Source organism: Neorhizobium huautlense, from assembly GCF_002968575.1.
GTDB lineage: Bacteria > Pseudomonadota > Alphaproteobacteria > Rhizobiales > Rhizobiaceae > Neorhizobium > Neorhizobium huautlense.
Genome location: NZ_PVBM01000001.1, coordinates 91,207 through 109,196, shown reverse-complemented (window position 1 = coordinate 109,196; position 17,990 = coordinate 91,207). Strand labels below are relative to the sequence as shown.

Here is a 17,990-nt window from a genome sequence, read left to right as displayed (position 1 = left end):
CAATGACCATCAAGCTGCAAAAGCCTGACATCACCGAGCTGAAGCCTCGGATTACCGTGTTCGGCGTCGGTGGCGGCGGCGGTAACGCTGTCAACAACATGATCACGGCCGGGCTGGAGGGCGTCGATTTCGTCGTCGCCAACACCGACGCCCAGGCGCTGACCATGACAAAGGCCGAACGGATCATCCAGATGGGTGCCCGGGTTACCGAAGGTCTCGGTGCAGGCTCGCAGCCGGAAGTCGGTCGCGCCGCCGCTGAAGAATGCCTCGACGAGATCGTCGATCATCTGAACGGCACTCACATGTGCTTCGTGACCGCCGGTATGGGCGGCGGCACGGGCACGGGTGCAGCGCCGGTCGTCGCGCAGGCCGCCCGTTCCAAGGGTATCCTGACGGTCGGCGTCGTCACCAAGCCGTTCCATTTCGAAGGCCAGCGCCGCATGCGCCTTGCCGAATCGGGCATTCAGGAACTTCAGAAGTCGGTCGACACGCTGATCGTCATCCCGAACCAGAACCTTTTCCGCATCGCCAACGACAAGACGACCTTCGCGGACGCCTTCGCAATGGCCGACCAGGTTCTCTATTCGGGTGTTGCGTGCATCACCGACCTCATGGTCAAGGAAGGCCTCATCAACCTCGATTTCGCTGACGTCCGTTCGGTGATGCGCGAGATGGGCCGCGCGATGATGGGCACCGGCGAAGCCTCGGGTCCCGGCCGCGCCATGCAGGCTGCGGAAGCGGCGATCGCCAACCCGCTCCTCGACGAAACCTCGATGAAGGGCGCACAGGGTCTCTTGATCTCGATCACCGGTGGTCGTGACCTGACGCTCTTCGAAGTGGACGAAGCCGCCACGCGTATTCGCGAAGAAGTCGATCCGGACGCCAATATCATTCTTGGCGCGACGTTCGACGAAGCGCTGGAAGGCCTCATCCGCGTATCGGTCGTTGCGACCGGCATCGATCGCGGTGCGGCGTCCGTCGATATCCGCGCTGCGGAAATGCGCGCCGCCGCAAAGCCGATTGTCCGGCCGTCGGCTGCGGTGCCGGCAGCTTCGGTTGCACAGCCGGCTCCCGCTCCGGTCATGCAGGCGGCTCCCGTTCCGGCCCCCAAGCCGGCTTTCGATCCGATCGCCGAGACCATCCGGATGGCGGAAGCGGAAATGGAGCGTGAACTCGCCATCGCCGAACCTCAGCGCGCTGCCCCGGCGCCTCAGCCCGCGATGCAGCCGCCGCAGGAAGAATTCCGCCCGCAAAGCCGCATTTTTGGTGTTGCTCCGGTCGAAGCTCCGGCTCCGGTCATCAACCGTCCTGCACCGGCGCCGCAGCCTGCGCCGATGCAGGCCCACGTTCAGCCGCAGGCTCCTCAGATGAGCCAGCCCGCGCCGCGCATGGCGCAGCCGCAGCATCACGAGCCGGTTGCTCCGTCGATGTCGCCGGTCATGGAGCCTGTACGCATGCCTAAGGTGGAAGATTTTCCGCCGGTGGTGAAGGCGGAGATGGATCGTCGCTCTCAGCCGGTACAGCACGTGCAGGAAGAGCGGGGTCCCATGGGTCTCCTGAAGCGGATCACCAATTCGCTGGGACGTCGTGAGGAAGAGGAGCCGGTCAATGCCGACATGACCGCGCCGGCGCCGGCTCAAGCTTCCCAGCAGCGCCGTCCGCTTTCGCCCGAGGCAAGCCTCTATGCTCCGCGCCGTGGCAATCTCGACGATCACGGCCGGGCTGTTCCGCAGGCTCATCATGAGGAAGATCAGCTGGAAATTCCGGCCTTCCTGCGGCGCCAGTCGAACTAGGTTAACGGCAGTCACCAAACGTGAAGAAGGCCCGGATCATAGATCCGGGCTTTCCTTGTTGTGCGCCCAGCATGGGCGCATTCTTGTGGGTGGAAGTCCCACCGTAAGCTGGTCATGGCGAGCGAAGTGAAGCGCAACTGCGGAAGGGCGACCGACCGTGGGGAGGAAGCGTGGATCGAACCTGCGGGCCGATGGACAAGAACCGGATATGAGGCGGTGCCGACCAGGGCGAGCGGGCAACATTCCGCGAAGCTCTTGTGACCAAGGGGCGGTGGCGTAAATCCGGCGGTCGTGCAGCGAAGGAATGCGTTCTTACCTGGGGAGATCTCGCCTTGTGCCTGAAAGGGCGACGGTGTCGAGCCGGAGCGAGAAGTCAGCAGAGGCCGTAGTAGGAGCGCCTTGCGCGAACGAAGGGCCGAAGGAGCGGAAGGGAGAGCCGCTGGTTATCGGATTTGAATGGTCTCAGATGGTCGCGTCAGCGAAGCTCGCCGATCTGGAAGATAGGGTGAAGCCCGAAGGGCCACGGCAGCGAGAAATCAAATCCGCCGAACCAGAATAAGCAAACCCAGGCGCCAGGCCGGGAGAACTACGGGCCTGACGACCTCAACTGCTCCAACCGCCCGGTGCGGACCCGCATGCCGGGTGGTGTGGGAGGGGCGGAGCCAATAGGCTCCCCCCTATCCCGATTTCTCAATCAAGACTTAGAGTTAGCAACGTTACAATTCGAAACGAACAGTGATTTGGAATGTTCCGGATGGCTGCGTATGAAGGATGCTGAAGAGACGCCGAAAAGACCCGCCGATTCAGACGGTCGGCTACAAAAGGCGCTAAGAATTTCGGATCTTCTGGTTTGCGGATCCGACGAAAAGAAGGCAGCAGGAATGACCATCGGATTGCTCGGTTTCCAGAACACCATTGCCGCTCCGGTGAGCCTCAAGGGTATCGGTGTTCATTCTGGAGCTCCAGTCGGTATTACGTTCCAGCCTGCGGAAGCGGGCACGGGCGTGGTCTTCAGCCGTATTCTCAATGATGGCAGCTCCGTCGAATATCGCGCCGTTTCCTCCCATGTAGGTCAAACGGACCTCTGCACGGTTCTCGGCAGCTCGCCCGCGAAATGGGTTGCCACGATTGAACATGTGATGGCAGCGCTCTACGCGCTCGGTGTCGACAACATCGTCGTCGAAGTCGACGGCGGCGAGATGCCGATCATGGATGGCAGTTCCTTGCCGTTCATCGAAGCGATCGAGCAGGTCGGCCTCGTCAATCAGGGCGTCAAGCGGCGTTACATCCGCGTCATAAAGCCGGTGCGGATCGATTCCGGTGCTTCCTGGGCCGAGTTTCGCCCTTATGACGGCACCCGGTTTGAAGTCGAAATTGACTTTTCCTCGCCGCTCATCGGCCGCCAGACCTGGAAGGGCGACCTGACGGCCGCTACCTTCAAGCAGGAGCTTTCACGCGCACGCACCTTCGGCTTCATGCGTGACGTGGAACGGCTCTGGGCGGCTGGTTATGCGCTTGGTTCGTCGCTGGAAAATTCCGTCGTGATCTCCGACGACGATACGATCGTCAATGTCGAGGGCCTGCGTTACGAGGACGAGTTCGTCCGTCACAAGACGCTCGACGCTGTTGGTGATCTGGCGTTGGCCGGTGCCCAGTTTATTGGCTGTTACCGTTCTTATCGAGGCGGTCACAAAATGAATGCCAATGCGCTGAAGGCGTTGATGAGCGATCCGACCGCCTATGAGGTGGTCGAGGCTCCGTCTTCGCGTTCGGCGCGCGTGCGGGCAGGTGAGTTCGTACCGGTCAGCATGCCGGAAATGGCACCCTGGTCCGCCTGATAGAACTCCGATCCAGTCGACTTGGCCGCTTCTTCGGGAGCGGCCTTTTCTTTTGGGAGGATGCCGATGCTGGCATCAATGCCACAAAAATGCATTAATGCCACAGCATTGCGTTGCTCTCCCTTTGCTTTTATGGCTAGAACGGCCTGCTCGGGGCAGGGCGTTTGTGCGCGGGACGATCAGGAACTGTCTAATGAATCATGTAAGGTCTGTTGGAATGCGTAAGACGGCAAGATTAGCGCTTGTCTCGCTGGTGCTTATCGGCGCCGGGTTTGGCATAACCGCCTGCCAATCGGACCGAGATATCGACATTACCAAGCTCGGCATGGAAACGGATCCGCCGGAGGCCCTCTACAATCAGGGGCTTGCCAACATGAAGGCCGGCAATCTGTCGGAGGCTTCGCGAAAGTTCGACGCGATCGACAAGCAGAACCCGTTTACGGAATGGGGGCGCAAGGCGCTGGTCATGAGCACCTTCACGAAATATCGGCTTGGCCGCAACGACGAAGCGATCGCGACCGGCAACCGCTATATGAACCAGTATCCGCAGTCGCAGGATTCGGCTTATGTGCAGTACCTCATCGGCCTTGCTCATTCGAAGCAGATCGCTGACGTGACGCAGGATCAGCGTGCCGCCAACCGTACGATCGAAGCTATGAACAAGGTCGTGAAGGACTATCCGGATTCGGAATATGTGGAGGATGCACAGGCCAAGATCCGGTTTGCGCGCGATCAGCTCGCCGGCAAAGAAATGCAGGTCGGCCGCTATTACCTGGAGCGCAAGGAATATCTTGCCGCGGTAAGACGTTTTCGGAATGTCGTGGAGCAGTTTTCGAATACCAACCAAGTGGAAGAGGCACTGGCGCGACTCACCGAAGCCTATTATGCGATGGGCATCGTGGAGGAAGCCCAGACTGCGGCAGCTGTGCTTGGGCGAAACTATCCGGACAGCCAGTGGTATGCGGATTCCTACAAGCTGCTGCAGGGCGGCGGTGTAGAGCCTCGCGAAAACCGAGGCTCGTGGATTTCGCGCGCCGGGGCCAAGCTCATCGGCGCCTGAGACTGGGCGCGGTATCGAGGAAACATGCTGAGCCAGTTATCGATCCGGGATATCGTTCTGATCGAGCGGCTGGATCTTGCCTTCGAGACCGGCCTGTCGGTGTTGACCGGTGAGACGGGTGCGGGCAAGTCTATCCTCCTTGATAGTCTCTCGCTTGCGCTAGGCGGTCGCGGCGATGGAGGGCTGGTTCGGCATGGTGAGGAGAGGGGGCAGGTCACTGCGGTCTTCGATGTGCCCGGCAACCACGACGCTCGCCGGCTCCTGCGTGAAAACGGCATAGATGACGATGGCGACCTGATTTTCCGGCGCGTCCAATCCGCCGACGGCCGCACGCGCGCCTCCATCAACGACCAGCCGGTGAGCGTGCAACTCATGCGGCAGGCGGGTCAACTGCTCGTCGAGATTCACGGCCAGCACGACGATCGTGCGCTGATCGATACGGATGTCCATCGCACGCTGCTGGACGCCTTTGTCGGCCTGACGGAAGAAGTGCAGGCTATTTCCGGTCTCTATCGCTCCTGGCGGGACGCGGAGCGCGCATTCAGGACCCACCGAGCCAAAGTGGAGGCTGCCGCGCGTGAAGCCGACTATATCCGCGCATCGGTCGAGGAGCTTGAGGTACTGGCGCCGCGCGACGGCGAAGAGGACGAGCTTGCCGAGCAGCGCTCCCGCATGCAGAAGGCCGAGCGTATTGCCGGCGACATTTCTGAGGCCTCCGAATTTCTGAATGGTAATGCATCGCCGGTGCCGCTGATCGCTTCGCTGGTCCGCCGCCTGGAGCGCAAGAGCCATGAGGCGCCGGGCCTTCTTGAAGAAACCGTCGAACTCCTCGACCAGGCCCTGAACCACCTTTCGAATGCGCAGATGGAAGTAGAGGCCGCGCTGCGCAAGACGGAGTTCGATCCGCGGGAGCTGGAGCGCGTCGAAGAGCGGCTTTTTGCGCTTCGCGCCGCTGGCCGCAAGTATTCGGTCGCGGTGGCCGACCTGCCTGCGCTTGCCGAAAAAATGGTGGCCGATCTTGCCGATCTCGATGCGGGAGAGGAAAGACTCCTTGAACTCGAGAAGCTCGCGGTCGCGGCAAAGATCGAATACGATCAAGCGGCTTCCGTTCTGTCGGAGAAACGCCGCCACGGCGCCGAAGCCCTGGCAGAAGCGGTCATGGCTGAATTGCCGGCGCTGAAGCTCGAGCGAGCGCGCTTCATGGTCGACGTGACGAGCGATCCCGAAGCCGCGACCGCCGAGGGTATCGACAGGGTAGAGTTCCACGTCCAGACCAACCCCGGCACGCGGCCTGGTCCGATCATGAGGGTAGCTTCGGGAGGCGAGCTGTCGCGGTTCCTGCTGGCGCTGAAGGTGGCGCTGGCGGATCGCGGCTCGGCTCCGACGTTGGTCTTCGACGAAATCGATACGGGCGTCGGCGGCGCGGTAGCGGATGCAATCGGTCAGCGGCTGAAGCGGCTTTCGGAAAAAGTGCAGGTGCTCTCGGTCACCCACGCCCCGCAGGTGGCTGCCCGTGCCGCGACGCATCTTCTGATCTCCAAAGGACCGGCGGGCGAAGGTTCTGAAAAAATCGCCACTCGCGTTGCGACGATGGAGCCGGAACACCGGATGGAGGAAATAGCCCGTATGCTGGCCGGCGCTTCCGTCACCGATGAGGCGCGCGCAGCGGCGAAGCGCCTGCTTGCCGGAAGCGGCTGATCTCGTCTCTTCCCATCGGCAAAAATTGCTCTACAAAAACGACTCCGCGATACCCGAGGAGCCGTTGCCATGTCCGCCGAACAGACGCCCGTCGAGAACCTGACCGAAGAACAGGCCGCAGCCGAGCTGGCCTTCCTCGCCGCCGAGATCGCACGCCACGATGAGCTTTATCACGGTCACGACACGCCGGAGATTTCGGACGCAGAATACGATGGACTGAAACGGCGCAACGATGCGATCGAGAAGCAGTTTCCGCAGCTCGTCCGCGCCGACAGTCCGTCGATCCGGGTTGGGGCGGCTCCTCTGCCGACTTTTGCGCCGATCACCCATTCAAGACCGATGCTGTCGCTCGACAACACGTTTTCGGACGAGGACGTGCGGGATTTCATCGGTTCCGTCTATCGTTTCCTGGGTCAGCTTCCGGATGGATCGATCGCTTTTACCGCCGAGCCGAAGATCGATGGGCTTTCCATGTCAATTCGCTACGAGCAGGGCAGGCTGGTGAATGCCGCGACCCGCGGCGACGGCACGACGGGTGAAAACGTCACCGAAAACATCAAGACCATCAAGGAAATCCCGAATCGCCTGCCGTCCGACGCCCCGGGGGTCGTCGAAGTTCGCGGTGAGGTCTATATGACGAAAAGCGACTTCCTGGCGCTCAACGAGAAGATGGCGGCGGAAGGCAAGCAGACCTATGTCAACCCGCGCAACACGGCTGCCGGATCGCTCCGCCAGCTCGACGCAAAGGTGACGGCGAGCCGCAATCTGAAATTCTTCGCCTATGCCTGGGGTGAAATGTCGGAAATGCCGGCCGATACCCAAATGGGCATGGTGGAAAAATTCAGGGATTGGGGTTTTCCGGTCAACCCGCTAATGAAGCGCCTGAATTCCGTGGAAGACATCATTGCGCATTACACCGATATCGGCCTGAAGCGCCCGGACCTCGACTATGAGATCGACGGTGTGGTCTACAAGGTCGACCGGCTCGACCTGCAGGCCCGCCTCGGATTCCGTTCGCGCAGCCCGCGCTGGGCGACGGCGCATAAATTCCCGGCCGAGCAGGCTTTTACCAAGGTTGAAAGAATCGACATTCAGGTCGGCCGCACCGGGGCGCTGACGCCGGTTGCGCGCCTGACGCCGGTCACCGTCGGCGGCGTCGTAGTCACCAACGCGACGCTGCACAACGAGGACTATATCAAGGGCATCGGGAATTCCGGTGAGCGCATCCGCGAGGACGAGCACGATATCCGCATCGGCGACACGGTTATCGTGCAGCGGGCGGGCGATGTCATTCCGCAGGTGCTCGACGTCGTCATGGAAAAGCGCCCTTCCCACGCTGTGCCCTACGAGTTTCCGAAGAAATGTCCGGTCTGCGGCAGTCATGCGGTGCGCGAGCGCAACGAAAAGACCGGCAAGCTCGATTCGGTCACCCGCTGCACCGGCGGTTTCGTCTGCCGGGCGCAGGCGGTCGAGCACCTGAAACATTTCGTCTCGCGGAATTCCTTCGACATCGAAGGCCTGGGCGCAAAGCAGATCGACTTTTTCTTCGAGAACCAGGACCCTGCACTGCAGATCCGCACCGCGCCGGACATTTTCACGCTGAAGAAAAGGCAGGAAGCCTCGCCGCTTACCAAGCTCGAGAATATCGAGGGTTTCGGCAAGGTAAGCGTGAAGAAGCTCTTCGATGCGATCGACGAACGCCGCAATATCGCCCTTCACCGCTTCATCTATGCGCTCGGCATCCGCCATGTCGGCGAGACTACGGCGAAGCTGCTGGCGCGCGCCTACGGCACCTATGAGGCCTTCGAAGCCGCGATGAGGGAGGCGCAAAGCTTTTCAGGCGACGCCTGGGATGACCTCAACAATATCGAGGGCATAGGCGAGGTGGTTGCTCGCGCCATTGTTGAGTTCTTCAGGGAGCCGCGCAATGTCGAGGTGATAGCACGCCTCCTTGAGGAGGTGACGCCGCAGGCGGCGGAGCAGATTGCCGCAAGCGGCAGCCCTGTCGCCGGAAAGACTGTGGTCTTTACCGGAGCGCTCGAAAAGTTCACTCGGGATGAGGCCAAGGCTCGTGCGGAAGGTCTCGGTGCCAAGGTGGCAGGGTCTGTTTCGAAAAAGACCGACTTCGTCGTGGCCGGTCCGGGCGCCGGTTCCAAGCTCGACAAGGCAAGGGAACTCGGCGTCCAGGTGATGGATGAGGACGAGTGGCTGGCTTTCATCAGCCAGTGATCGTCAACCCTTTAGACGAGCCATCGAATAAGCATCGATATATTGGCCGTCGCGGAAGGCGAATTCTCTCAAATGACCTTCCTTCACGAAGCCATTCTTCTCGTAGAGACGGATCGCTTTTACGTTGTCGACGAAGACTGTCAGTTCGACACGGCGCAGATCCAGCCAATTGTCGGCGATGTCAAGAATGGCCATCATCAATGCGTTTCCGACGCCGTTTCCCACGAAATCATCGTTCACCCCGATGCCGATCGACGCTGCGTGGCGTCGTCGACCGAGCATCGGTCCCAGAAATACGTCGCCGACGATCTGACTGTTGCGTTCCGCCACCAGTCTTTTTGCTCCTGGATTAGGGGATTCGAGCCCTTTGCGGGTCTCCTCGACCGTCTGGAAGGGCAGGCGTAGCGTGCCGTAGCGGTAGCCGTACATATTGGCGAGCGCGGTAATCTTTTCCGCATCGGCAGGGCAGGCGGCGCGGATCAGCACATCGCCAAACCTTTCCGGTCGTGGCGGCTTTTCGCGGGCGTCTTGAATGCGTTTCATTTTGCTCTCCTTCGTTGGGCGCCGAAGCAGAGCGGAATGACCGAACCCTGCCGCTTCGGCAGGGTTGGTGGACGGATGACCGGTTAACGCGCCAATACCGCCACGCATCCTGCGGGGTGAATGGTCAGGGTAAGATGCATGTGGGCGGCGAAGCTGATCATGGAGCGTATGAAGCCAGAGGTTGTGTGGCGCGTCAAGAGATGATCGATGACAACCGTCTTTGCCGAATCAATCGGGCAACGATAGAAGTCAGTGCATATTCGTTCGGAACCAGCCCTTGAAGACCATCGCCATCGACTTCGAAACAGCCAACGAACAGCGCGCCAGCGCCTGTTCCGTCGGGCTTGCATGGATTGAGGATAACAAGGTCGTGCGCGTCGAAGAGAGGCTCATTCGCCCGAAGGATATGCGTTTTTCTTCATTCAACGTGGCGATCCACGGGATCCGGCCGGAACATGTCGAAGACGCCGGGGAATTTCCTGAGGTGATGGAAGAGTTTGCCGATGATTTCCGTGGGGCGACAATGATCGCTCACAACGCCGCCTTCGATTTCAGCGTGTGGCGCGCCTGTTTGGACGTCTATCGGCTTGGCTATCCCGAACTTTCCTATCTCTGCAGCGTGAAGATGGCAAAGAAGGTCTGGCCGCATCTCGGTTCGCACAAACTCAATGTCCTTGCCGGACATCTGGGATTACGGTTTGCCCATCATAATGCGGCAGAGGATGCCGCAATTTGCGGTCAGGCGGCGATCGCCATCGCCCGTTCGCTTCAGGTCTCGCACGTGCGCGACATACCCGCGATGATCGGAATGAAGGTCGGGAGGCTCTTTTCCGGCGGTTATGATCCCTGCACCTGCAGGCTGAAATAGACCCCTACTGCGAGGGGCCTGCTTGTTTCTGCTCCGGCGCTTCTTATCTCAGATCACGGATCGTTTACCGGAGCCCGCACCCATGAACCGACTGGCCTGCCTCGTATCTGCCGCCGCGCTTTCGTTCTGCGCCCTTGCGGCACCCACGTCTGCCGAAGTTATCGGCAAGGTAGGGGTCGACTGGATCGGCAACGACATTATCGTCGAGGCGATTGCCGATCCGGAAATCAAGGGCGTGACCTGCCACGTCACCTATTTCGACCGGAGCATTATCGACCGCCTCAAAAAGGGCAACTGGTTCGAGGACCCCTCGAACAGTTCCATCGCCTGCCGCCAGACAGGCCCGATCGAGATCGGCGAAATCGACCTGTCCCGAGGGGGCGAGGAAGTGTTCCGCGAGGGCCGCTCGTTGATCTGGAAGGACCTCCTCGTCAAGCGCATCTATGACCAGGCGAACGATACGCTGGTCTATCTTGCCCATTCGCGGCAGGTCGTGGAAGGATCGGCCAAAATGGCGATCTCGACCGTGCCGCTCTATGGCCAGCAGGTTGTCTGGAAGAACGGCAAGCCGAAGCCGTGAGATCTTACGCGACTGTTGCCGCCGCGGCTTGTCCTGCCGTTCGGCCGGAGAACAGACAGCCTCCGAGAAAGGTACCCTCGAGCGAGCGGTAACCGTGCAGACCTCCGCCGCCGAACCCAGCCGCTTCTCCCACCGCATAGAGGCCGGAAATCGGCTGGCCGTCCTGTCCGAGAACGCGGGCCGAGAGATCGGTTTCAAGTCCTCCCAAAGTCTTGCGGGTCAGAATATTGAGTTTTACCGCGATCAGCGGCCCGTGGGCGGGATCGAGAATCCTGTGCGGTTTGGCGGTGCGTACCAGCCTGTCGCCGAGAGAGCGCCGGGCGTTGTGTATGCCCATGATCTGCGCATCCTTGCAGAAGGGATTGTCGATCTGCCTGTCCCGCGCCAGGATTTCGCGCTCCAGATCCTCCGGTTTCAGGAGATCGTTACCGGTCAGCCGGTTCATGCCGTCGACCAGTTCGGCAAGGGTCTCTGCGACGATAAAGTCTTCTCCGCGTTCCTTGAAGGCTTCCATCGGTCCGGTCGCCCGCCTGCCGACCGCACGGCGCGCCGTCAGCCTCCAGTCGCGGCCGGTCAGATCGGGATTCTGCTCTGAGCCGGAAAGCGCAAACTCCTTGCGGATGATGCTCTGGTTCAGGACGAACCAGCTGTAATCGTAGCCCGTACTCAAGATATGCTGCAGCGTGCCGAGCGTGTCGTAGCCAGGGAAAAACGGTGCCGGCAGACGACGACCGGTGGCATCGAACCACATCGAAGACGGACCGGGGAGAATGCGGATACCGTGATCCTGCCAGACCGGATTCCAATTCCGAAGGCCTTCCGTGTAGTGCCACATGCGGTCGCGGTTGATCACACGGCCGCCGGCAGATTCGGTGATGCCGATCATCCGTCCGTCGACGTGTTTCGGCACGCCCGAGACCATGAAGGCGGGCGGCTTGCCCAACCTTTCCGGCCACATCTGCCGCACGAGGTCCTGATTGCCGCCGATGCCGCCGGAAGCAACGATCACCACGGGCGCTCGAATTTCGAAGTCGCCGACTGGCGTTTTTGATGTTTCTGCGCCGCGGGCGGCGGAGCTGGCTTCCAGAATGGTACCAGCAACACCGACCACCGCATGACCCGCGGTGATGAGTTGATCTACGCGATGACGCCACAGGAAGCGGATTTTCCCGGCTTGCTCGGCTTCGCGCGCTCGGCGCTCAAAGGGTTCTACCACGCCGGGACCTGTTCCCCATGTGATGTGGAAACGGGGCACCGAATTGCCGTGCCCTGTCGCCGGTCCGCCGCCGCGTTCGGCCCAGCCGACGACAGGGAAGAGGCGATGTCCCATCTGTCGCAGCCAGGAACGCTTCTCGCCCGCTGCGAAGCCCACGTAAGCTTCTGCCCAGGCGCAAGGCCAGAAATCGTCGTCTCGGTCAAACCCGGCCGTTCCAAGCCAGTCCTGCCAGGCAAGGCTGAAGGAATCCTTGATGCCCATGCGTCTCTGCTCGGGTGAATCAACGAGGAAGAGGCCGCCGAGCGACCAGAAAGCCTGGCCGCCGAGGTTCTGCTCCGGCTCTTGCTCGACGATAATAACGGAGCGACCGGCATCGGATAGTTCCGTGGCAGCCACCAGGCCAGCCAAACCCGCGCCGACGACGATGACGTCTGCTACATCGCTCACACCGCTCCTCCCAAAGCGCGGATGGCAGCAGCTCCTGCCGCAACACCCTGCCAGATACAGTCATGGGGCGCGACATGAGTCAATCTGACCGAGCGCACGAAAAAAACCGGGCCCGCGAGCGGACCCGGTTTCCGATGGTATGGATGGCGGATCAGCGGATGTAGACGATCCGGCTTCCGTCCGCAGCGGTATCGATCCCTACGACGTTGTTCAGCTCGACATTCTTCTGCAGAAGGCCGGCGCGGAGAGCTGAATCTCGATCAAGTTTGGCCTGAGCCTGACGGATCATTGCCGGGGTGGGATGGACGATACTATCAGGGATATCGAGACGATTGGCGCTGTTGTCGATTTCCGGATCGGTATAGACGATGGAAAAATCGGTTGCGGGTCTTACAGCGCTGCCCATGTCACGGGCATAAGTACTGCCGATGGCGGCGGTAGACATCAGAATTGCGAGAGCAAAGGCCTTTTTCATGATCATTCTCCTATCTTCGTAACCAGCCGAAGAGTTTTGAAGCGGTTCGGTTGGGCGTTTGCGGTCGGAGAACTCGCAGTGCGAAGAAGTGGTTCCGAATACTATTCTTAAAAATATTTAATGATTACAACAAATTAATCTTCCGCCACGCTGCCGTGTGGCGGAAGTTGTTCGTTGTCTTTCGCAGTGCAAAAATCAGGCGGCTTCGCGGGACAATTCGTCGGCGATGACCGTGTCGAGGTTGAGGAAGCAGACCATGGTCTTTTCGAGGGCCACGATGCCGCGGCAGAAGGCGCGCTGGGCCTCCGGGATGATCTCGGGGGCGGGCTGCAGGTCCTCTCCGCGAATCGTCATCATGTCGGAAACCTGTTCAACCAGCAGGCCCACCAGTTTGCCAGCAATGTCCGTGACGATGATCGCCGAACGTTCGGAAGGTTCCGTCATCTTCATGCCGAGACGGCAGGCCATGTCGATAACCGGGATCACGGCACCGCGCAGATTGATCAGACCCAGAACGTAGGGGGGCGTATGCGGCATGGGAGTGACCGGCGCCCAGCCGCGGATTTCGCGGATGGCCATGATGTCGATGCAGAATTCCTGGTCTCCAAGATGGAAGGAGACGATTTCAAGGTAGGCGCCGGACTGCTTGATGGCATTCGTCATGTCAGAACTCTTCCCATTGATTTGAGGAACCCACGGCCTTCGGCTTGGCGGAGGTCGGGTTGTTGTCGAAGGCTCCCGCGAGCTTGTTCATCAAGTTCAATGCGGGGGATGGTTTGCCGGGCGGCGTCGAGGTGCCCGCCGTATCGACGGCGCGCGGACCGCCGGCGCCACGAATTTGAAACTGACTCATCAGCCTGTTCAGGTTTTCCGCGTCGCTCGCCAACGAGTGGGTTGCGGCAGTGCTCTGCTCCACCATCGCTGCGTTTTGCTGGGTTGCCTGGTCCATCTGGCCGATTGCGCTGTTGATCTCTGTCAGTCCGGTTGATTGTTCGCGCGCAGAAGTGAAAATCGCGTGAACGTGACCATCGATTTTCAAAACATCCTCGCCGATACGGGTCAGGGCCTCGCCGGTCGCTTTGACGAGATCCACCCCGGTCTTCACCTCCTGGTTCGAACGGGTGACGAGCGCTTTGATGTCTTTAGCGGCACCGGCCGCGCGTCCGGCCAGCTCGCGCACTTCCTGAGCCACCACGGCAAAACCCTTGCCCGCTTCGCCCGCGCGGGCTGCTTCCACACCCGCATTCAGCGCCAGGAGGTTCGTCTGAAAGGCAATTTCGTCGACGACGTTGATGATCTTGCCGATCTCGGCGGTTGCGTCCTCAATCCGTCCCATGGCAGCCGTTGCGTCGCGGACGACCGTTGCCGAGCGTTCCGTATAAGCCTTGGTGTGGCTCACCATTTCGCTTGCCTCTTCGGCGCGGTGGGTAGCGCTGCGGACGGTTGCGGTGATTTGTTCGAGCGCCGCCGAGGTTTCTTCGAGCGACGCGGCCTGCTGCTCCGTCCGCTTGGCGAGGTCGTCGCTGGCCGAGCGCATCTGATTCGCGCTGGCACCGATGGAGCCGGCGTTGGAGGCGACTTCGCTCATTGTGCGGCGCAGGCGTTCGACGACCCGGTTGAAATCCTCGCGCAGGCGCTCCAGGTCGCCGCGGAAGGAGTGATCGATGGTGACGGAGAGATTGCCATCGGCGAGCAGGTTAAGTGCCTTGCCGAGCGATTGCACGGCATCGCGGATTGCTTCGGCTGCGGCTCGCTGATCTGTTTCGCGGGCAAGGCGTTCCTGATCGCTGAGCTGCCGTTGCTTTTCGCTGTCTGCTTCAAGTTGGCGTTTCTCGATCGCGGACAAACGGAAAATATCCGTTGCGCGCGCCATCTCACCAATCTCGTCGCCGCGTTCTGCACCCTCGACCGGTGTCGCATAGTCACCGTTGACAATCCGCTGCATGCTGGCCCGCACACCGGAGATGCCTCGACGGATCGCACCTCCGTGGACGATCTGGAGAATTGCCATGATGAAGAGGGCGACAAGTCCGCAGCCGATCTGAACGTAAAGCGCCCGGCCGGACACGGAATTGGCTTCCGCGACCCGTTCCTTGACGATCGTGCTGCCCTTTTCCGCAAGGGTTCGCAGCGCTATGTCGAGCCGCTCGCCGGCGCCGTCGATCGTATCGTCGATCTTCGCGTAATCTTCGTTGGGCGCCCCGGTTTCGACCATCGTCTTGAGATCGCTCTGGATCGCTTTGGAGACCGCGGCGAGATCAGCTTCGAAGGTGGATACGAGTGCTGGTGTGCCGATCTCGGCAGCAAGCGCGTTCATATCGCTCACGCCGAGGTTCATCTGCCGGATGGAGGATGCAATCGCTTTCAAGCGCTCGGGAGCCACGCGCTTTTCTTCGCGATCCACGATGGTATCCATCGCAACGAGTATGAGCTGCGAATTGGCGATCCGCATCTGGTTGACGGAATCTACCTGGTTGTGAATGTGCGTTGCCCGTTCGAGGGCCAGTTCAACCTGATGGCCTTCGTACCATCCGACGACAAGCATGGCGCCGATACCGGCGAAGGCAGCTCCGGCCAGTGTCCAGAGACGTTGGTTCACGGAAAGCGTCTTGCTAGAACGACCATTCGTCATGCAGCTTGAATTCCTTTTGCGCCGGATAAGATCGGCGGATTTTCACTACGATGGGGCAGGCGAACCGATTGCGCGACGTCATGTCTTGGTGGTCGGAGTGTCACAGGGCAGCGAGAGGCTGCCGGCGCGGCTTCTCGCTTCGGGCCGACTCTCCGAGCCGTTTCGCAGCCTCAAGCTCTCAAAAAGATATTAAGTCTCTGCTAATCTTAGTCGGCAAAGGGCTTTCGAAAAATCATGTATAGCCCTAGAATGAGGCCATGAACCCGGATGCCACCAACGCTCATCGCGTGCCGATAATCGCCATCGCGAGCCTATTTTTCCTCGGCCTGGGAGGAATGGCTTTCTATGGCTGGTTGCGGTTTGGCTCTTCCATCATGCTGGTGCTCGACGAGGGTGGCCTCTCCTGGTGCTTTTGAGCGAAGCATTGCGCCCGTGGGACAAATTAGCGCGACGACGGCGTGTTGAATTGCGCGAGACCGACTTCCCATCTATCTCTTCAGGAACTGCAGCCTGACTAGCAGGCGCGAACTGAGAGAATTCCAATGAAGACCTTTCGCACCATCCTCTGGGTCGCTGTCGTGGCACTCGCGGGCGTCCTTGTCTGGCTGACGGTGGAAATGAGCAAGTCGAGACAGGAGCTTGCGGAAGGCCCCTTCGGGGTTCCGTTCCAGCTTGTCGCCCAGGACGGGCAGCCGGTCACCGAAAAAGCCTTTCAGGAAAAGCCGACGGCGCTCTTCTTCGGGTTCACGCATTGCCCGGAGGTCTGCCCCACAACACTTTTCGAACTGAACGGCTGGCTACGGCAGGTCGATCCTGACGGAACAAAGCTCAACGGTTTCTTCGTCAGCGTCGATCCGGAGCGCGATACGCCAGAATTGCTCGGCCAGTATATCTCGAACGTCACCGATCGGGTGAAAGGCATTTCGGGGCCTCCCGAAAAAGTCAACGAGATGATCAAGGGCTTCAAGGTCTATGCGAAGAAGGTCCCGGTCGACGAAAAGGATCCGAAGGGCGACTACACCATGGATCATACCGCTTCCGTTTTCCTGCTGGATAACGGCGGACGCTTTGCTGGCACCATCGCTTACGGCGAAAATCCTGACGTTGCCGTCAAGAAGCTTGAGAATCTGATCAAAGGGTGACGCCTTCGCTGTTGAAGCCCCCCATGCTTCTGTGGCAATCCTCTCGGCCATTGATCATTAGCTGAGAGATATCTCCTTGAGCGAAATCCGCCTTTACGTCACGTCCACCGAGAAGGGCGCAGCACAGATCCTCGATATCCTCTCGGAAGTCTTCGGCGAGGAAGATCTTGCCATAGCGACCACCGAGGTCGACGAAAAGAAGGATATCTGGGAAGCCTCTGTCTACATGATGGCGGATGAAGAGGAAGCGGTGCGTGACCGTATGGCTGCAGGTATTGGCCAGGCCTTTCCCGATGCGGTAATCACGCGCGAGGTCATTCCTGATATCGATTGGATTGCCAAATCACTGGAAGGCCTGAAACCGGTCAGGGCAGGGCGCTTTCTCGTTCATGGCTCGCATGACCGCGACAAGGTCAAGCCCAATGATATCGCGATCGAGATCGATGCCGGCCAGGCCTTCGGGACCGGCCATCACGGCACCACGGCCGGCTGCCTTGAAGTTATCGAGGATGTCATGCGGGCTCGTAAGGTCCGCAACGCGCTCGATCTCGGATCGGGAAGCGGCGTGCTGGCGATTGCGGTGCGCAAGTTGAAGAACATTCCTGTTCTTGCCACGGACATTGATCCGGTCGCGGTCCGCATCGCCAAGGAGAACGTGCGCCGCAACGGGATCGCCACCGGCATCCGATTAGAGACGGCGTCCGGATTCCATTCACCCGCTTTCCTTCAAGAGGGACCATTCGACCTGATTATCGCCAACATTCTGGCGCGTCCGCTCATGAAGATGGCGCCGCAACTGGCCGCGCATCTGGCCCTTGGAGGCTCCGTCATTTTGTCCGGCATTCTGGCAGGGCAGCGGTGGAAGGTGCTGGCCGCCTATAACGGCGTGCGGCTCCGTCATGTCCGGACGATCTGGCGGAACGGCTGGGTGACAATCCATCTCCAGCACGGCTGAAACATTCCGCATTGCAGCATTGAATTTACCGCATGGCTGAGGCGCCTCCATAGAAAAAAGGCGGCACTTGTGGTGCCGCCTTGGATCAGCTTGTAGTGCTGATCGTACCCGCGAGCTGGGAGGAGGAGCTGCTCAAGCGGGTCTCGTATTCCGAAAGCCGGGGCGAGTGAGGGAGGATCATCGCGCCGGCCAGAAAATCAGAATACGTAGCTGGTGGCGCCTTTGCGGCGCAGTTCTTCGCGGCTGGTGCCCAGACCCTTCAGCGTTTCGTCGTCGAGGTTCAGCAAGGCGCCGTTGACGTAGCGGGCAACCTGACGTTCACGAGCTTCTACCACGCGGTTGAAAGCACTGCGGAAGAAAGAATTGGCCATCGGAGTAATCCTTTTGGAGCGGGCCTTGTTTGGCGCCCGTTCGGTGATTGAGATATAGGTTATTTTGCACTGCACAAGGAGAGGGCTTCCATCATGGGTGATATGCGTCCAGCGCATAGGACGACATGAACCTCGCGTTAATT

16 protein-coding genes are annotated in these 17,990 nt (G+C 60.2%); 10 read left to right on the top strand and 6 right to left on the bottom strand.

What is annotated here, in order from left to right; genetic code table 11:
* Positions 1-2 precede the first annotated feature (2 nt).
* From ftsZ to ligA, 5 genes are all read left to right on the top strand, one after another.
* Entirely contained in the window at positions 3-1,793 is a 1,791-nt protein-coding gene (gene ftsZ / locus C5L12_RS00510; protein ID WP_105370057.1) for a cell division protein FtsZ, read from the top strand.
* Between the two features lie 881 nt (positions 1,794-2,674).
* Complete coding sequence (gene lpxC / locus C5L12_RS00495) at positions 2,675-3,631, top strand: UDP-3-O-acyl-N-acetylglucosamine deacetylase (protein WP_105370342.1); 957 nt, start codon at positions 2,675-2,677, stop codon at positions 3,629-3,631.
* 217 nt (positions 3,632-3,848) lie between these two features.
* A complete protein-coding gene (locus tag C5L12_RS00490; RefSeq protein WP_425350717.1) occupies positions 3,849-4,691 on the top strand; it encodes an outer membrane protein assembly factor BamD in 843 nt (280 codons plus the stop codon).
* Between the two features lie 24 nt (positions 4,692-4,715).
* Positions 4,716-6,389 (top strand): DNA repair protein RecN, encoded by a 1,674-nt coding sequence (gene recN, locus C5L12_RS00485; RefSeq protein ID WP_105370055.1) that lies wholly within the window; start codon positions 4,716-4,718, stop codon positions 6,387-6,389.
* A 69-nt stretch (positions 6,390-6,458) separates the two neighbouring features.
* The gene (ligA, locus tag C5L12_RS00480) at positions 6,459-8,618 is read left to right on the top strand and encodes an NAD-dependent DNA ligase LigA (RefSeq protein ID WP_105370054.1); all 2,160 of its coding nucleotides are present in this window, start codon (positions 6,459-6,461) and stop codon (positions 8,616-8,618) included.
* Positions 8,619-8,621: 3 nt separating this feature from the next.
* Here the strand turns inward: ligA and C5L12_RS00475 are convergent, their stop codons facing one another.
* A complete protein-coding gene (locus C5L12_RS00475; RefSeq protein ID WP_105370053.1) occupies positions 8,622-9,161 on the bottom strand; it encodes a GNAT family N-acetyltransferase in 540 nt (179 codons plus the stop codon).
* A gap of 277 nt (positions 9,162-9,438) precedes the next feature.
* Here C5L12_RS00475 and C5L12_RS00470 point away from each other — a divergent pair, with 277 nt between their 5' ends.
* Positions 9,439-10,029 carry a 3'-5' exonuclease gene (locus C5L12_RS00470; protein WP_105370052.1) on the top strand — a complete coding sequence of 197 codons (591 nt, stop codon included), beginning with the start codon at positions 9,439-9,441 and terminating at the stop codon, positions 10,027-10,029.
* An 82-nt stretch (positions 10,030-10,111) separates the two neighbouring features.
* A complete protein-coding gene (locus C5L12_RS00465; RefSeq protein ID WP_105370051.1) occupies positions 10,112-10,609 on the top strand; it encodes a CreA family protein in 498 nt (165 codons plus the stop codon).
* Between the two features lie 4 nt (positions 10,610-10,613).
* Here C5L12_RS00465 and C5L12_RS00460 read toward each other — a convergent pair whose 3' ends face one another.
* The 4 genes from C5L12_RS00460 to C5L12_RS00445 form a co-directional block, all read right to left on the bottom strand.
* Complete coding sequence (locus C5L12_RS00460) at positions 10,614-12,272, bottom strand: FAD-binding dehydrogenase (protein WP_105370050.1); 1,659 nt, start codon at positions 12,270-12,272, stop codon at positions 10,614-10,616.
* A gap of 151 nt (positions 12,273-12,423) precedes the next feature.
* On the bottom strand, positions 12,424-12,747 hold the full coding sequence (locus C5L12_RS00455; protein ID WP_105370049.1) for a hypothetical protein: 324 nt from the start codon (positions 12,745-12,747) through the stop codon (positions 12,424-12,426).
* A 195-nt stretch (positions 12,748-12,942) separates the two neighbouring features.
* Entirely contained in the window at positions 12,943-13,410 is a 468-nt protein-coding gene (locus tag C5L12_RS00450; protein WP_105370048.1) for a chemotaxis protein CheW, read from the bottom strand.
* Between the two features lies 1 nt (position 13,411).
* Positions 13,412-15,379 (bottom strand): methyl-accepting chemotaxis protein, encoded by a 1,968-nt coding sequence (locus tag C5L12_RS00445; RefSeq protein WP_105370047.1) that lies wholly within the window; start codon positions 15,377-15,379, stop codon positions 13,412-13,414.
* Between the two features lie 257 nt (positions 15,380-15,636).
* Here C5L12_RS00445 and C5L12_RS28010 point away from each other — a divergent pair, with 257 nt between their 5' ends.
* From C5L12_RS28010 to C5L12_RS00430, 3 genes are all read left to right on the top strand, one after another.
* Positions 15,637-15,795, top strand: coding sequence for a hypothetical protein (locus tag C5L12_RS28010; RefSeq protein WP_157948970.1), 159 nt, complete (start codon positions 15,637-15,639; stop codon positions 15,793-15,795).
* 126 nt (positions 15,796-15,921) lie between these two features.
* Positions 15,922-16,521: an SCO family protein gene (locus tag C5L12_RS00435; protein ID WP_105370045.1), complete on the top strand. Its 600-nt coding sequence runs from the start codon at positions 15,922-15,924 to the stop codon at positions 16,519-16,521.
* Between the two features lie 76 nt (positions 16,522-16,597).
* A complete protein-coding gene (locus C5L12_RS00430) occupies positions 16,598-17,476 on the top strand; it encodes a 50S ribosomal protein L11 methyltransferase (RefSeq protein WP_105370044.1) in 879 nt (292 codons plus the stop codon).
* A 197-nt stretch (positions 17,477-17,673) separates the two neighbouring features.
* Here C5L12_RS00430 and C5L12_RS28320 read toward each other — a convergent pair whose 3' ends face one another.
* The gene (locus C5L12_RS28320) at positions 17,674-17,847 is read right to left on the bottom strand and encodes a hypothetical protein (RefSeq protein WP_165924259.1); all 174 of its coding nucleotides are present in this window, start codon (positions 17,845-17,847) and stop codon (positions 17,674-17,676) included.
* Positions 17,848-17,990 lie beyond the last annotated feature (143 nt).

What these genes read in the sequence shown, in the direction of transcription:
- ftsZ (WP_105370057.1), top strand. Translation starts at nt 3, where the DNA reads ATGACCATCAAGCTGCAAAAGCCTGACATCACCGAGCTGAAGCCTCGG.
- lpxC (WP_105370342.1), top strand. Translation starts at nt 2,675, where the DNA reads ATGACCATCGGATTGCTCGGTTTCCAGAACACCATTGCCGCTCCGGTG.
- C5L12_RS00490 (WP_425350717.1), top strand. Translation starts at nt 3,849, where the DNA reads ATGCGTAAGACGGCAAGATTAGCGCTTGTCTCGCTGGTGCTTATCGGC.
- recN (WP_105370055.1), top strand. Translation starts at nt 4,716, where the DNA reads ATGCTGAGCCAGTTATCGATCCGGGATATCGTTCTGATCGAGCGGCTG.
- ligA (WP_105370054.1), top strand. Translation starts at nt 6,459, where the DNA reads ATGTCCGCCGAACAGACGCCCGTCGAGAACCTGACCGAAGAACAGGCC.
- C5L12_RS00475 (WP_105370053.1), bottom strand. Translation starts at nt 9,161, where the DNA reads ATGAAACGCATTCAAGACGCCCGCGAAAAGCCGCCACGACCGGAAAGG.
- C5L12_RS00465 (WP_105370051.1), top strand. Translation starts at nt 10,112, where the DNA reads ATGAACCGACTGGCCTGCCTCGTATCTGCCGCCGCGCTTTCGTTCTGC.
- C5L12_RS00455 (WP_105370049.1), bottom strand. Translation starts at nt 12,747, where the DNA reads ATGAAAAAGGCCTTTGCTCTCGCAATTCTGATGTCTACCGCCGCCATC.
- C5L12_RS00450 (WP_105370048.1), bottom strand. Translation starts at nt 13,410, where the DNA reads ATGACGAATGCCATCAAGCAGTCCGGCGCCTACCTTGAAATCGTCTCC.
- C5L12_RS00445 (WP_105370047.1), bottom strand. Translation starts at nt 15,379, where the DNA reads ATGACGAATGGTCGTTCTAGCAAGACGCTTTCCGTGAACCAACGTCTC.
- C5L12_RS28010 (WP_157948970.1), top strand. Translation starts at nt 15,637, where the DNA reads ATGAACCCGGATGCCACCAACGCTCATCGCGTGCCGATAATCGCCATC.
- C5L12_RS00435 (WP_105370045.1), top strand. Translation starts at nt 15,922, where the DNA reads ATGAAGACCTTTCGCACCATCCTCTGGGTCGCTGTCGTGGCACTCGCG.
- C5L12_RS28320 (WP_165924259.1), bottom strand. Translation starts at nt 17,847, where the DNA reads ATGGCCAATTCTTTCTTCCGCAGTGCTTTCAACCGCGTGGTAGAAGCT.